Here is a 15,009-nt window from a genome sequence, read left to right as displayed (position 1 = left end):
TGTTATTAATAACTAATGGTATAGCTGCACACTTTATAATCAAAGGATATATTGTATTAGCCTGTAAATCTTCCGCAATAGACACTCCTGGAAAACTCATCGCTTTTTACATCTTTAAAGATAAAAATTGGATTAGGTTTGCAGCATCCCTGAAACAGCTCTGAATCATGTCTGGACAAAACCAGGTTACTACATTAGCTATCAGCTATTTGAAGAGATTTATTTTATTCCTCCAAAAGCAGCGAAATATGAATTTTTATGGAGTATTTCAGTCTTTTTAAATCCTGCCTTATTTAACAGATTCAGTTGATAGCTAACCGAGCGTGGGGTATCCTCATAAGCAATATAATCAAACACCTTTTGTCTATATTCAGGGCCGCCCAATGTTTCCAGATATTTACCATATTTATCCTGAAAAAGCTGATTAATTGGTTCAGAATCATGCGTGATTAAATCCGAAATCCAAATACATCCACCAGGTTTAAGCGCTTTATATACCTTAGTAAACATAAGTTCCCAATCTTCGTCGGTGCGCAAATGATGAAATGTAGCAGCGGCAAGCACAATGTCAAAATGATTATCCGGTAAATCCAGGTTACGCATATCATCCTGTATCACAGTTATCTGACCATTTGTATTTGCAGAAACTCTTTCTTTTGCTTTTTCCAGCATGGGTAAACTTAAATCGTTCAGGGTACAGTTTAATCCGGGGATTTTACTTAACATTTTCAAAGTATAATTGCCTGCACCACAACCTATATCAAGCAGTTCTCTGGCATCCGGATTAATGTATTTTGCAGCCTCAGTACATAATTCCATGGTAAGGGGGGCATCAATAGTTGTTTGCTGTCCGGATTCAAGATTAGAGAAGCGTTCAACATCCTGATCAAATCTTTCTTTAATTTCCTGGTTAGTGGCTTTTTGTGAATTTCCTGTATTCATATCTAAATTTTAATTTGTTAAAGCTAACAGCATTTGTCATATTTGAAAAATATCATATTTATCAAAGTATGATACTTGTAAGGTATTATTGGTATGGAGCTCAGACATCTTTTATATTTTAAAACTGTTGCTGAAGAATTGCATTTTACAAAAGCAGCGGCTAAACTTTTTATCTCTCAGCCACCATTAAGCCGGCAGATCAAAGAACTGGAAGAAGAATTAGCAGTACAGCTATTTACACGTGATAATAAAAGAGTTACTTTAACAGATGCCGGGAAATATTTCAAAGCTGAAGTAGATACTATTTTTGCCAGATTAGAAGAAAGTAAAAGTATAGTCCGGCAAATTCACTTAAGTGTAAGCGGAGAATTGAAGATAGGTTATATCAGTTCTGTTTATCAGTCTTACCTGGCAGAGATTTTAAAGGCCATGCGTAAAGAATTCCCTCATATTAAAACAGGCTTATTTGAATTGCCGACAATCAGCCAGATAAAAGCACTGGAACAGGGAAAACTGGATGTAGGTATTTTAAGGGCTCCGGTTATCTCTGAAAAATTAATTGTTAAGACCTTATTTTTTGATCCCTTTATAGTCGTTATTCCTTTTTCTACAGAAAAATTTAATACAAATGAGGAACTGGCTGTCTTTTTGAAAAAGAGCCCATTCATATTTTTCAATAAAGAATTTGCTCCTCATTACAACCATAAACTACTTGAAATCTGTCAGCGGATGCAATTTACACCTGACATCACACATGAAGCCAATAATGTGCATTCCATCTTACAATTAGTAGAAGCCGGGCTTGGTGTATCAATATTGCCTTTATCACTTAAAAAGCAGTATGAACATTTGAAAATCTCCTTTATTGAATTAACAGATATCCCGGTCAATACTGAAGTGGTTGTAGCTTATAAACAGACCAATAGGAATCCCGCATTGAAATGGTTTGTTGAACATTACAGCAATACAAAAGGCTAACCTGTTTAGCTGTTTGGTTCAATATGGATTAAAACATGGGCAAGTTCAGGCATTTTCTCACGCAGTGTATCCTGCAGACGGTGTGCAATCTCATGACCTTCTTTTACGCTGATACTTGCATCAACGATAGCATGAAGGTCAACATGATATTGCATGCCGGCTTTACGTACATAACATTTCTCAGTATCGATGACACCTTTTACCGTTGTTGAAACCTCTTTAATACTGATCACCAGGTCATCGTATAAATGCTCGTCCATGATTTCCCCTAAAGCCGGACGGAAAATCTTATAACTGTTATAAAGGATGAAAGCGGCAGCGAAAAGAGCTGCAATATCGTCTGCTGACTCATAACCTTTACCCAAAATTAATGCAACTGAGATCCCTATAAACGCTGCAACAGAAGTAATTGCATCACTGCGGTGATGCCAGGCATCTGCTTTTAAGGAAGAACTATTGGTCTCTATCGCTTTTTTCATGACTTTACGGAAAGAGATTTCTTTCCATACCATGAGTGCTGCAAGTAGAAATAAAGTCCAGGGTTTGGGTAAACCATGCGGAGTCCCTATGTTTTGAATACTTTCGTAAGCTATAATCGTAGCAGAGGTAATCAGGAAACCGACAACCAGGAAGGTAATCAGAGGTTCTGCTCTTCCATGACCATAAGGGTGATTTTCATCTGCTGGCCTGCTGGTATATTTAAGCCCGAAAAGAACGAGAAATGAAGAGAAAATATCTGCAGTTGATTCTATTGCATCGGCTATCAAAGCATAAGAGTTTCCGAAGATGCCTGCAACTCCTTTGATGATTGCAAGTACAGTATTACTCGCTATACTGAAATATGTTGTCCGTATAGCTTTTTGATGATTTGTCATGAATCCCTTTTAATCTTTGCTTTTTAGATTCCAAAGGTAAAATAAATCATTTGGATAATCAGGGGTTGTCCAGCCAGTTCAGGAATAAAGTGGCCTTATCTTTACCAACTATTAATTGCTGGCTGGTAGAGATATTTAGTTTGACGATCAGTTTACGGGCAAAGTAATGCTCTACTTCTTTAACAGCACTATAGCTGATCAGATACTGGCGGTTAATCCGGAAGAACTGTTTTGGGTTCAGCACCTTGTAAAGTTCTTCCAACGATTGTGAAATCCCATATTCCTGCTGCGTAAAGGTTACCAGTGTGGTCAGCTCATCAATGATATAAAAAAAGGCAATATCATCAGTTTGAATGGTCACGTATTTATTGTTTTTAAACACCAAAAAGCCTTTTTTACCAGTTGTCTCTTTATTATCCAGCAGTGTATTGATTCTGGCTGAGGCTTGTTCATTGACCTGGAAGAAGTTCTGGAGTAAAGCAACTTTTTTAAATGCAATGTCCAGGCTCTCCTGCGAAAAAGGTTTTAGAATATAATCTACACCGTTGGTCTTAAAAGCATCCATTGCATACTCATCAAAAGCTGTACAAAAAATGACGGGAGAAAGTACCTGCGTCTGTTTAAAGATCTCAAAGCAATTGCCATCAGCCAGTTGAACATCCATAAATATAAGATCAGGATGAACATTCGCCGAAAGATAAGTCACTGCTGTTTTGACACTTTGAATGGTCGCTGTAATTTTAGCACCAGGTTGAATGGATGTGATCATTTTCGCTAATGCTTTAGCAGTTTTAATCTCATCCTCTATAATGACAATATTCATATCAATGGAAGTTTAACAGTGAATGAATCTTGATTTTTCTCTATTGCAATGTTTTTGCGGGTCAGATGCTGGTAACGCTCATTGATATTTTCCAGTCCCATTTGAATAGAAGGATCGGAGGTCATTTTTAACTGCAGATTGTTTTTAACATGCAGCATATTGTCATTGATATATAAAGAGATAGTTAAGGGTTGTTCAAGTGAAACTACATTGTGTTTTATACAGTTTTCGACTAGTAGCTGTAAGGTAAACGGAGGTATTAATGATGTTGCATATTGTTCGGACATCTGATCATCAAAAATAATTCCTTCTTCGAACCTGGCACGCAACAAAAACATATAAGAATGCAAAATATTCAATTCGTCTGCTAAAGGAATAAGATCCTGTTTACGTTTCTCGAGGGTAAATCTATAAAAATCTGATAGGTTCAATATAAATTCTGAGATATGTTCGTCATCAATTTCTACCATTGATTTTAAGGTATTCAGACTATTGAAAAGAAAATGCGGGTTGACCTGATGTTTCAGTAACTCATATTGTGCAGATAGGTGATCGGCTTTAACATTCCCCAATTCAATCTCAATCTGATGATTTCTATAGGTCTGATAAAGAAAATACAAAAACATGCAGATAGTCAGATTAATCAGTATCCCACGAAACTGGTACATCAGGATCATGGACTGAAAATCATATTTCGGGAATAATAGCTGATGAAAAACCACAAAAACCAACATAAAGACTATGCCAGTTGAGAGACTGTAAAGAAGCTTGAGATTAAAAAATCTGTTGGTAACCTGAACGTTCGAAAATTTTGGCAATCCATAGATGTTGAAATACCAGACAGAAATGGAGAATACAAAAGCAATCACAGCATCCATTACTAATTCTGCAGCTGTAATATGAAGCTGCAGAATTTTTGGGACAGAGGCCAGTATCCCCATAAATAGGGAACTAAACCAAATGATTTTTGCGGAGACAAAGAAAATTGATTTATTAGCTGAATTATTGAATTTATCTGGAGTCATTAAATCAAGTGATTTGATCAAATTTACGGCATTACTGAAGCTGTTTGCGCTAAGATATATTTTATTCTTGCTTTTTCAGTTAAAGGATCGTTCTGCCATTTGCCTTCTTTTCCTTTATAGATCTTATAGGAGGTCTGGATTTCAGGGCCATTGGTTTTGGATGTCACCATTTCTACACTTTGAAATTGTCCGGGGATTTTTGCTCCGAACCATCTTTCGTCATCCTGCTGTTTCCAGGTAACCAGGGCAAAGATCATGTCTTTGGCATTGCTATCTGCTTTAGCTTTTGAATAATCCAATGCGCCGGGATTACCATATAGGGTAGACATGGTCGCATTTTTCTTATTGATCATAGAGGTAATGACTTTGAAGCCCAGCTGATCGAATTTTAATGCTTGTGGTAAACCCGCTGCATCATTTAACTCACCTGCATGATTGTTTGGTTGTTTACAGCCTATTGCAACTAGCAATAGCAGAACAAAGACTGAATATTGTGGTTTTAATTGCATAATTTATTGTTTAACAGGGAGGGTAAATACAAAATCATTATTAGAAACAGGACGGTGACAGTTGATACATTCGGTGGTATATCCTATATTTTTACCGTAAGGCAGTAATTTCATCGTTTTAAATCTGGCCCAGCCCCAGCCTTTGGTACTCTTATATTTATTGCTGTCTTTAATCATGTATTCTACTTGCTTGAAAGCTCCGGCTTTTATATTCCCATCCGCATCCTCAATTTTGTCCCATGCAGCTTTAGCGATAATAGTTCCATCGGGCCATGGATTAATATGATGTTCTGCTATGGCTTTAACGGCAATTGGGTTTCCGAAAACTACGCGCATGGTCCCATTGTCTGTCCGGTCAGTTGAACTAATGGCCTGCCAGTTTTTATAATCGGGCTCAAAGGGGATACCTGTCAGGGTTTTTGGTAATTCTGGAGTTTGGGTATTTTGTATTTTCCAGTTTTTGAATTGCTTGTCTGCGGTATTGATCAGCGCAGTATCTGCAGGATGCTCTTTAATCATACCTGCCGCATAGTTTTTGACTACAGCGATTTCCTCAGGGCTCAGGATTGCTGAATGATGCAATAGCTGATAACTTTTCAAAGGCATCGTCCCCGTAGTTATCTGGTTAAGAATTTCGAATAACTTGGCTTTTTGATCGCCAGGGGCCATATTAGCCCATTCTGAAAAGTTAAGGCCAGATTTGCCATTTTCTACATCTGCAACAGCAATACTGTAAGCAGGTTGTAAATGATCAAACCACTTTAAATCTGTTTCATTGGAATGGCAATCATAACAGGCTTTTTTGAAAATGACTTTTACATTTTCAGGGCCATTAAAATCTGCGGTTACCGGTTGCTTTTTTAATTCCGGTCTAAAGAGCTGCATGGCAGCAAAACAAATCAAAAGTACAACTAATACCTTTGCTGTTCTTCGTTTATAAAAAGGTTGATTCATGTTTAGAATTATTTCCTGTATCTAAATTTACGAAAACCAAAGCTTTATAAAAGCTTAAAATGGGCATGCTGGCCAAATGATCCTTAAGCTGGACAATAGCAGGGGGGAGCCGCTCCATATAAAACCATGAAAATGCAAACTGACTGGTATGATAATTGTTTCCTAATTTTAGCGTTGAAACTGGCAAAGCTTAATCTATCTATATCAATGAAATTAATAATCCCTCTTTTCTTACTGTTAACTACCTCAGCATTCGGACAAAAAACCAGAAGCGGGGAGAAAAAACTGAATGATACATTTGCCAAAATTAATTACTGGGCTTCTTATCAGAATTCTGATGATAAAATCAGCCCTATGGATTCGGCATGGAAATACGATTCAATATTTAGCAAAATGCTTTTGAAATACACTGCCACAAATCCAGAGACGATACATTATAATTTCGATGCCCTGGAAAAGAACGGGATGAGAATCGTGACTTCTGAGGATGGGAATTTCAGGATATATTCATGGGATGATGAAACGGGCGGAACAATGAGGAGATTTAACCAGATCTATCAGTTCAGAGATGGAAAAAAAGTTATGGTCAAATCAAATGAGAATAATCAGGAAGGGGCGGGCAGTGCTTTTTATACGCAGATCAATGATGTGATTTCTGGAAATAAAACATTTTATGTCACGCAAAGTGTCTCTATTTTAAGTTCGGCCTTGTCTTATCACAATATAAAAATCTTCTCTATTGAGCATGGTCAGTTAAATGACAAAGCTGTTTTAATCAAGACAAAGACTGGTATCAGAAATCAACTGGGCTATGAAGTGGATCTGAGCAGTAAAGCTAACAGGGACCAGGATACTCCTGACTATTCAATTGTTTATGATAAAAAGGCTAAAATATTAGCTATTCCCTTAATCAAATCAGATGGTGAGGTAACTGCTCAAAAGATCAGATATCAGTTTAAAGGCAAATTTTTTGAAAAATTATAATTTTAGCAGTAGTTCGAAGAAGAATTTTGATCCCTTTCCAGGATGACTTTCCAGTTGAATTTTACTCTCATGTCTATGCATGATTTCTGCACTGACATATAATCCGATACCAAAACCTGAAATGGTTTTGGTATTTTTATTTTCAACCCGGTAATAACGTTCAAAAAGCTTGTCTTTATCATTTTCACTGATTCCAATTCCCTGATCGCTTACACTGATCATAGCTTTGTCTATTGTCTTTTTACATTCAATTTCAACAGTTGAACCAATCGGTGAATATTTGATGGCATTACTAATCAGGTTTGAAATCACTGATCCCAGCTTATCTCTGTCTCCATTAATTAGAATGACCGGGCAGGAATGATAAACAAGCTCATGTGAAGAGGCTAATATCCTGAATTCTGCAATAAGTTCATCAACAAGCTCTGTTAAATTGAAGTCTTCTTTTTCCAGAGAAATCTTTCCTGATTCTAATTTTGATATATTCAGAAAACCATTGATCAATGATGTCATTTTCTTTACCTGCGCTTCAGATCTCTGGAGAAGATCTGCAACAAATTCAGCGCTGCTATTATTTGCTTTGGCCTTCAGGATTTGTATATAAGCTTTAAGAGATGTTAAAGGGGTTTTGAGTTCGTGGCTGACCATACCAATAAAATCATTCTTGCGTAATTCGTCAGATTTTTGCTCTGTGATATCTAATACAGATCCTATAAATCTTATGGGTTTATCCTGAGCATCAAAATAGGCTTTTCCTTTGGCCCTTATCCAGCGTATTTTATGATCTTCTGCACCTACAGTTCTGTATTCAACATCATAATCTCCATTTGTTTTAGATTTGATGTATACGTCACTGATCATATCCAATACTCTTTCCCGGTCATCCGGATGAAGGCCGTTGGTGAAATCATGCTGGTAGGAAACTTGATTCTGGTGATTTATTCCAAATAGAACCCTGCAGCGGTCATCCCATTCCATGGTATTTTTTTCAAGATCGAGGTCAAAGGTCCCCAACTGGGCTGCGATCTTAGAAAGACTGGATTGCTCCAGGGCAAGTTCTAGCTGACGGTTACTATCTCTAAGCTCTTGTAAGATGTTGTGTTCACTGGTAATATCCTGTAAAATACCACTGAACCTTATAACTTCTTTGTTTTCATTAAACAGTGCCTTACCTTTTGCCCATACCCGTCTCGGGGTAGAATATTCAGGATTAATGATATGATATTTAGTATCATATTGTCCTCCTGTTTTATAAATCTGTGCTTGCGCAATATCAGCCAAAACCCTGCTTCTGTCTTCTTCAGCAATCACATCGGTTGCTTTATTAAGGTCTATCTCTTCGTCTGCAGAGAGGCCAAACCAGGATTTTAAACGTTCATTTCCAATAAATTTATTGGTAGATGGGTCCAGATCCCAGGTACCTAATTCTGCGGCACCAATTGCAAAATCAAGTTCTTGTTTTGCCTGCTGTAATTCTTTAAAAGCATTGACCTGCCTTGTCTTTTCATTACAGATTACTAAAACACCATCTGTCTCTCCATTTTCGTTCCGGATAGGACTATAGGAGAAATCAAAATAACAATCTTCTAAATAGCCATTGCGGTGCAGTGGAACCTTGAAATTCGGGAAACCAAAGGTTTCTCCCTGCATCACACCTTCAAACATAGGGCCTATGGTATCCCATATCTCTGCATAGGTTTCTTTGGCAGTGCCGCCTAATGCATCAGGATGTTTTGTAAGGCCATTTATTGGCCTGAAATTATCATTATATAACTGTGTAAAATCTTTACCCCAACAAATTAACACGGGGAAGTTGGTTGTCAGCATCATGCTAACTAGTGTTTTTAAGGAGCTGCTCCAGCTTTCCGGATTACCTAATGGATTTTTATCCCAGTTAAATGATCTGATCAGGGCTCCCATTTCGCCGCCCCCTTGTAGAAAATGATGTTGGTTTTTATCCATAGATAAGAATAAACTTTACTTATGATATTTTATAAATATATAAAAAAGGAGAGGGATTTGTATTTCTTTAAGCTCTCCTGATAAGATAACTAAATTAATATTAACTTTTAGTTTTTATATATTTTTACTTATGAAAGTCAGATTGTCGATGCTAATAGAGATTAAGTTGATTAATTGGTGATTTTGGAAAGGTATCATTTTTCATTAAAATATAGAATAACATATAAGAATTTATTTTTCCAGTTAGGTTCCAATATATGATAAATAAGAAGTAAAACGTTATAGTATAATACAGCTCATAAATTCTTTATAAATATTGCTTTTTTGCCTATATTATGCATTTAAATGTCCAAAATGCTAAACAAAGCTAAAGATGCAGTTCAGCCTTGTTCAAGTTTTGATTGTTTTAAATCAGACGCATTATTAATTAACGGTTAATTTGGTGTGGCACTCTGTTTTAGCTGTCCATCAAATAGGTATATGGTTTCGAAATTTATTTGTAATTATGTTTTCTTCTTCTGATTTAAATAATATACTCAATAGCAGCCCGGTTTCCATGGCTGTTCTTGACTTAAACCTAAGATTTCAGGCTGTATCGAAACAGTGGTTAATCATTAACGGGCTTGAAGATACAAAGGTTAACGGGAAATTACATGCTGAGGTATTTCCTGAAGAAAAAGATGAATGGCAGACCATTTTCGCAAACTGTTTTAGGGGAATTGATTATAGTGGTGAGAAAAAAAGAACTGCCAATTTAAATCAACCCGCTGTATGGATAAAATGGCAGGCTCATCAATGGACTACCGCCGGATTAAATGCCGGGGGAATTGTGTTATGTTGTGAAGAAATCACCAAAACTAAAAAACCTGAAAAACAGGAAAAGCAGTTTCGCCTCTTTATGGACTATATACCCGGGCTTTGCTGGATCACCAATGCAGAAAATGTGCTCATCTATGCCAATAAACGTTTTCTCGATATACATCAGCTTCCGGCGGAGGTTATCGGTAAAAATAAAAAGGATATTTTTGGATATGATGTCGCTAATGATGCGTATATCAACAATTCGGAGGTATTAAAGACAAAACAGAGTAAAGAATTTCAACAAACTTTTCGTGATCAGGAGGGTTTCCCTCAATATTTTCTGACCTGTAAATTTCCTTTTTTAGATGCCGCAGGAAAGATGAGTTTAGTTGGGGCTGTCGGTTTTAATGTGACCAGACATAAACAGCTTGAAGAGAACCTGTATCAGAGTGAAGCACAGTTCCGGCAGGCATTTGAACATTCTTTGGTGGGTATGGCTTTGATTTCGCCGGATGGAGGCTGGAAACGGGTGAATGCCAGTCTGTGCGAAATTACTGGTTATAGTGAAAAAGAGTTACAAATGATGCATATGCAGGATATTACGCATCCTGACGATTTATTGGAAAGCACTGAAAGACTTACTGAACTTGCTGAGAACATCACCGAAAGTGTGAAGCTGGAAAAGCGTTATATCCATAAGAATGGGAATGTGATCTGGGTCGTTATTGCGGCTACTATGCTGAAAGATAGCCTTGGCAAACCACTTCATTATGTTTCGCAAATTGAAGACATCACCAAAAGAAAGGAAATTGAAGGGGATTTAAAGCAAAGTGAAAAGAAATACCGTTCTATATTCGAAAACGTACAGGATGTATTTTATCAGGCAGATCAGACTGGTCTGGTTACTGAAATAAGTCCTTCAATCCTGCAATATTCTGGCTATACCAGGGAGGCTATTATTGGTCAGCCTGTTTCCAATTTTTACTATTATCCGAATGACAGAGAAAGGATTATCAATTGTTTGAAACACGAGGGGACGGTAATTGATTTCGAGGTTAGATTAATGACAATCGATAAGGAATTAAGGTACGTATCTGTTAACGCCAGGCTAATTTTCGAAGATGGACGTATTGTAGGGACTGAAGGAAGTATGCGGGATGTCACTGCGAGGAAATTTCAGGAGAATGCACTTAAAGCATTAAACCTGGAGCTGACTGCTTCTAATAAACAAAAAGATAAACTTTTATCAATTATTGGACATGACCTGAGGAATCCAATCTCCGGGAGTTTAGAACTTCTGGAAATGACCATAGCCGATCTTTATTCTATTTCGGCAGATGATGTTCATTTACATCTCTCTATGATCAAACAGGAATTATCGAATGCGAATGAACTTTTAGAAGGTTTGTTGATCTGGGCAAAATCGCAGTTTAATGAAATTGGTTTTCGTCCGGTAGAAATTGCAGAACTATCTTCGCTTATACAGCGTTCTGTTCAGAATGTGCTGCCAATGGCCCACAAAAAATCTATCCGGATAACTCCTGTACTGGAGCCTGCACTGAAAATTTATGCAGATAAAGAGATGCTGGAAACTATCATCAGAAATTTACTATCCAATGCTATCAAATTCTCGCATAAAGGAGGGGAGATCGCTGTAAATGTCTCCAAAAGAGCAAATGATATTCTCTTTTCTGTCAGGGATAACGGAATAGGCATACCAAAAGAAAAAGTCCGGGAGCTGCTGAATAATAAATCAAACTACACAACTTATGGTACGTCCGGAGAAAAAGGCACGGGGCTTGGATTAAACCTTGTAATTGATTTTGTCTGGAGGCACGGTGGCGAATTCTGGATAAATAGCGAGCTGGGTGCCGGCAGTACATTCTATTTTACAATTCCCGGCAGTGCATTACATCTTTGAGCGTATAATTATCATTTGATACTCTTTAAATATGCTGCTGAATTGTTCCGTTGACTCATAATTGCTCAATTCAAATTCTGCATTAAACTTGTTATTTGTCAATAACCGAAGTTCACCGTATTGAACAATTGGGATTTGATAATTATCATTAAATCTCCTGTCTGGTGTACCATTTTTATTGACGTTGAACCAGGTAGTACCAATTATTTTTGAGTCTGGCGGCACAGCCCCGGTTTCTGTAAACCGGATGGAACTCTGCTGCAGGTTTATTTCTTCAATACTGATAATTGCAAAATCGAACTCGCTTGATTGTATGACAATAAAGCCCGGATAGAAGTATAAGTCTGCTCCATTTGTGGTTTGGAAGTAAAGTGACTGAAAATCAGACCTGATGTCGGGAAGGGACCTGAAAAAGAATTTTACATTTTTCTTATCGACTATTGTACTGGCTGAAGATCTTGCGGCCACACGGTCCTGAAAATGGGTGTTTGTAATGTGCCAGATTTGATGACTGCTCATCATATTTTTAAAAGCGTTGACCAGCTGATCATATTTTATCCTGATTTCTGGTTCAAAATTAATGTCCAGGCTTACGTAACAGTTCTCTATTTCTTCACTAATCTGTTTAATTGTCTCTCTTTGTGTTTTTATATCTGTTTTTAAGTGCTCAGGAATTGTCCTGATTATAAAACCATATAGAAACAGGTAACTGATGATTAATTTAAATTGCGAAATCCTCAGGGATGTTTGAGTACTCAGCAAATCATTCCTTAATTCTTTTCTTTGCTGGCGCGACAGGATAATAGCTTCTTTTACACCCGGCATACCCGGCGTTTTTATTGGATGGACATCTGTACTAAAAACAGGGTTAATGGTGCCGGATGGTTCGTAAAGGTTATTTATTGCTTCGGCTCCGATGGTAATCGACAGACCACTTTTGCTTAAGTTCAAATGAACTCCCGGGATCAGTTTTATTTGTTTGTGGAAACTCCATGCCATTTTTTGGGATGCTAATTTTGTTGATTTACGAGCAAAAGTAGGTAGGTTTTCGGGCTGATTTTACGGGAAACCGTATTAACACAATGACTAACAACTATTTTTTGCACGGGATTTGCATGAACTCTATATTTTTACCCAAATAGTTACCTGATGCCTGTTAATGCCAATTCTTTTTCAATGGAGTACTTGTACGAAGTACTTTCACTTTCACCTAATGCAACCGGAATTTATACTGGTGAAAATATAACCATCCTTGCTGCCAATGATGCCATGCTTGCACTATGGTCTAAAAAGAGGGACATTATAGGTAAACCAATGGGCGAAGGAGTTCCTGAACTTCGCGGACAGCCTTTTCTGGAGATTTTAAAAAATGTTTATCTCAGCGGAGAAGATTACCAGGCTGAAGATATGTCCGCAGAGCTATTGGTAAATGGCAAGCTGCAAACCAGGTATTTTGATTTTTTGTATAAAGCGATCAAAAATCAGGACGGTGAGACAGAATGTATTCTTCATACAGCTACTGATGTCACATCCCGCCACTTATCTATGGAGAAGGTAGGGATGCTGGATCATGATCTTAAATTGATTAATATAGAATTGATAGCTGCTAATGAGCGCCTGAATGTAATCAATGAAGAGTTGATCCTGGCTCAAAAAGAATCAGAACAGGAGCGCCAGCGACTTTCAGATTTTGTGATGCAGGCCCCGGCCGGGATATGTGTATTGAGAGGTCAGGAGCTGGTCTATGAACTGGTTAATCCAGCTTATCAAAGATTAATACCAGGAAGGCAGCTGATCGGCAAGCCAATTTTTGAAGCTTTGCCGGAACTTGCCGGACAGCCTATAGAGGAAATTTTATTGAATGTATATCATACCGGAAAAAGCCAGACTCAGCATGATTTACCCATACCGGTTGCCAGTTTAGAGGGTGGTGAGATCGAAGAACGGTATTTTACTTTTAACTATTTGCCAATTAAGGATTCAGTTAGCGGGTTAAAAGGGATAATGGCCTTTGTTTATGAAGTTACAGAGCAGGTTGTTGCAAGGAAAAAAGTTGAGGAGAGCGAGCTGCATTTCAGGTACCTGGCAGACCTGGTTCCGGCCAAGATCAACAATGCCGCGGCTAATGGAGAAATTACTTTTTTCAATAAACAATGGCTGGATTTTTCAAATATGAGCTTTGAAGAGTTCAGGGATTTTGGATACTATGAAATGATGCACCCGGAAGAAATCCCTGAATTTCAGGAACGTTTGAAAATATCAGCACAGAGTGGTGTTCCTTTAGAAATGGAAATGAGATTCAGAAATATCCATGGTAAATATATCTGGCATTTAAATATTGTCTCTCCAATATTGGATGAACATGGACAGATCAAAATGTGGGTAGGATCGACCACAGATATTCAAAAACTGAAAGAAGAGGAGCAGCGTAAAGGGGATTTTGTAAGTATGCTGAGTCATGAACTGAAAACTCCGGTAACTTCGATCAAAGGATATGTGCAGTTATTGTTGAAAGCAGCGAATCAGGAAGAGGAGACGCTATTTTCAGGAAAAATGAAAACCTCTCTGGTCCGTATTGATAAACTTGTTGTACAGTTGACCAATCTGATCTCTGATATGCTGGACCTGACCAGAATTGAGACCGATCGTGTAAAGATGAAAATGGAATGTTTGAACCTGAAAGAACTGGTGGAGGAAATTAAGGATGATTTTAGTTTCATTAACCCTAAACACCAGATCAATGTCAACTACCATCTGGATGCCATGGTCATGGCAGATAAAAACAAGATTTCACAGGTCTTAATCAACTTTGTCAGCAATGCAATCAAATATGCTCCCCATAGTGAAGTGGTGGATATCAGCATTTTTAAAACTGAAGACGGCATGGCAGCAGTTAGTGTAAGGGATTATGGAATTGGTATAGATGAGAAAGAACATCAAAAAGTATTTGAACGTTTTTACCGTGTTGAGGAGCAATCTACCCAGATTTTTTCTGGCTTTGGAATAGGACTTTTTATTGCAAAATCTATTATCAGCAGGCATCATGGTCAGATAACCATTGACAGCCAGGTTGGTAAAGGATCTGTGTTTACCCTTATGCTTCCTGTAATGACGTAATTTTCTTTGTAAATTTAGTGTTAGTACAGCTAAATTGCCTGTTCGTGTAATAAAAATTGTTTTGAGGTGTAAACAAATCATATTAGCAAAAATAATAACTGCATATGACATATAAACC

Annotated in this window: 12 protein-coding genes; 4 read left to right on the top strand and 8 right to left on the bottom strand. The window is 37.5% G+C overall.

The window, feature by feature from the left end; translation table 11 throughout:
* Positions 1-219 precede the first annotated feature (219 nt).
* Positions 220-942: a class I SAM-dependent methyltransferase gene (locus tag HDE68_RS13525; protein WP_183882752.1), complete on the bottom strand. Its 723-nt coding sequence runs from the start codon at positions 940-942 to the stop codon at positions 220-222.
* A gap of 93 nt (positions 943-1,035) precedes the next feature.
* Between HDE68_RS13525 and HDE68_RS13520 the strand changes: the two genes are divergently transcribed.
* Complete coding sequence (locus HDE68_RS13520) at positions 1,036-1,920, top strand: LysR family transcriptional regulator (protein ID WP_183882751.1); 885 nt, start codon at positions 1,036-1,038, stop codon at positions 1,918-1,920.
* Between the two features lie 5 nt (positions 1,921-1,925).
* Here HDE68_RS13520 and HDE68_RS13515 read toward each other — a convergent pair whose 3' ends face one another.
* From HDE68_RS13515 to HDE68_RS13495, 5 genes are read right to left on the bottom strand one after another with little or no spacing between them, the layout of a single operon-like run.
* A complete protein-coding gene (locus HDE68_RS13515; protein ID WP_183882750.1) occupies positions 1,926-2,795 on the bottom strand; it encodes a cation diffusion facilitator family transporter in 870 nt (289 codons plus the stop codon).
* Positions 2,796-2,853: 58 nt separating this feature from the next.
* A complete protein-coding gene (locus HDE68_RS13510; protein WP_183882749.1) occupies positions 2,854-3,618 on the bottom strand; it encodes a LytR/AlgR family response regulator transcription factor in 765 nt (254 codons plus the stop codon).
* Positions 3,615-4,643: a sensor histidine kinase gene (locus HDE68_RS13505; RefSeq protein WP_183882748.1), complete on the bottom strand. Its 1,029-nt coding sequence runs from the start codon at positions 4,641-4,643 to the stop codon at positions 3,615-3,617. The genes HDE68_RS13510 and HDE68_RS13505 overlap by 4 nt, the downstream gene beginning before the upstream one ends.
* 23 nt (positions 4,644-4,666) lie before the next feature.
* Positions 4,667-5,152 carry a hypothetical protein gene (locus HDE68_RS13500; RefSeq protein ID WP_183882747.1) on the bottom strand — a complete coding sequence of 162 codons (486 nt, stop codon included), beginning with the start codon at positions 5,150-5,152 and terminating at the stop codon, positions 4,667-4,669.
* Positions 5,153-5,155: 3 nt separating this feature from the next.
* A complete protein-coding gene (locus tag HDE68_RS13495) occupies positions 5,156-6,106 on the bottom strand; it encodes a heme-binding domain-containing protein (protein WP_183882746.1) in 951 nt (316 codons plus the stop codon).
* A 207-nt stretch (positions 6,107-6,313) separates the two neighbouring features.
* On the opposite strand from HDE68_RS13495, the gene HDE68_RS13490 reads away from it, so the two are divergent.
* A complete protein-coding gene (locus HDE68_RS13490) occupies positions 6,314-7,090 on the top strand; it encodes a hypothetical protein (RefSeq protein WP_183882745.1) in 777 nt (258 codons plus the stop codon).
* Here the strand turns inward: HDE68_RS13490 and HDE68_RS13485 are convergent.
* Positions 7,085-9,052 carry a PAS domain-containing sensor histidine kinase gene (locus HDE68_RS13485; RefSeq protein ID WP_183882744.1) on the bottom strand — a complete coding sequence of 656 codons (1,968 nt, stop codon included), beginning with the start codon at positions 9,050-9,052 and terminating at the stop codon, positions 7,085-7,087. The genes HDE68_RS13490 and HDE68_RS13485 overlap by 6 nt on opposite strands.
* A gap of 505 nt (positions 9,053-9,557) precedes the next feature.
* Between HDE68_RS13485 and HDE68_RS13480 the strand changes: the two genes are divergently transcribed.
* The gene (locus tag HDE68_RS13480) at positions 9,558-11,774 is read left to right on the top strand and encodes a PAS domain-containing sensor histidine kinase (RefSeq protein WP_183882743.1); all 2,217 of its coding nucleotides are present in this window, start codon (positions 9,558-9,560) and stop codon (positions 11,772-11,774) included.
* On the opposite strand, the gene HDE68_RS13475 is transcribed toward HDE68_RS13480, so the two are convergent.
* Positions 11,763-12,773, bottom strand: a complete 1,011-nt coding sequence (locus HDE68_RS13475) for a DUF4236 domain-containing protein (protein ID WP_183882742.1) — start codon at positions 12,771-12,773, stop codon at positions 11,763-11,765. The two genes, HDE68_RS13480 and HDE68_RS13475, sit on opposite strands and share 12 nt — an antisense overlap.
* Positions 12,774-12,950: 177 nt before the next feature.
* On the opposite strand from HDE68_RS13475, the gene HDE68_RS13470 reads away from it, so the two are divergent.
* Positions 12,951-14,891 carry a PAS domain-containing protein gene (locus tag HDE68_RS13470; protein WP_183882741.1) on the top strand — a complete coding sequence of 647 codons (1,941 nt, stop codon included), beginning with the start codon at positions 12,951-12,953 and terminating at the stop codon, positions 14,889-14,891.
* Positions 14,892-15,009 lie beyond the last annotated feature (118 nt).

The sequence above is a fragment of the Pedobacter cryoconitis genome, assembly GCF_014200605.1.
Classification (GTDB): Bacteria; Bacteroidota; Bacteroidia; order Sphingobacteriales; family Sphingobacteriaceae; genus Pedobacter; species Pedobacter cryoconitis_B.
Note: the sequence above shows the minus strand (reverse complement) of the source record. Positions and strands in the feature narration are given on the sequence as shown.

Coding starts and splice junctions, on each gene's coding strand:
- HDE68_RS13525 (WP_183882752.1), bottom strand. CDS start 942: ATGAATACAGGAAATTCACAAAAAGCCACTAACCAGGAAATTAAAGAA.
- HDE68_RS13520 (WP_183882751.1), top strand. CDS start 1,036: ATGGAGCTCAGACATCTTTTATATTTTAAAACTGTTGCTGAAGAATTG.
- HDE68_RS13515 (WP_183882750.1), bottom strand. CDS start 2,795: ATGACAAATCATCAAAAAGCTATACGGACAACATATTTCAGTATAGCG.
- HDE68_RS13510 (WP_183882749.1), bottom strand. CDS start 3,618: ATGAATATTGTCATTATAGAGGATGAGATTAAAACTGCTAAAGCATTA.
- HDE68_RS13505 (WP_183882748.1), bottom strand. CDS start 4,643: ATGACTCCAGATAAATTCAATAATTCAGCTAATAAATCAATTTTCTTT.
- HDE68_RS13500 (WP_183882747.1), bottom strand. CDS start 5,152: ATGCAATTAAAACCACAATATTCAGTCTTTGTTCTGCTATTGCTAGTT.
- HDE68_RS13495 (WP_183882746.1), bottom strand. CDS start 6,106: ATGAATCAACCTTTTTATAAACGAAGAACAGCAAAGGTATTAGTTGTA.
- HDE68_RS13490 (WP_183882745.1), top strand. CDS start 6,314: ATGAAATTAATAATCCCTCTTTTCTTACTGTTAACTACCTCAGCATTC.
- HDE68_RS13485 (WP_183882744.1), bottom strand. CDS start 9,052: ATGGATAAAAACCAACATCATTTTCTACAAGGGGGCGGCGAAATGGGA.
- HDE68_RS13480 (WP_183882743.1), top strand. CDS start 9,558: ATGTTTTCTTCTTCTGATTTAAATAATATACTCAATAGCAGCCCGGTT.
- HDE68_RS13475 (WP_183882742.1), bottom strand. CDS start 12,773: ATGGCATGGAGTTTCCACAAACAAATAAAACTGATCCCGGGAGTTCAT.
- HDE68_RS13470 (WP_183882741.1), top strand. CDS start 12,951: ATGGAGTACTTGTACGAAGTACTTTCACTTTCACCTAATGCAACCGGA.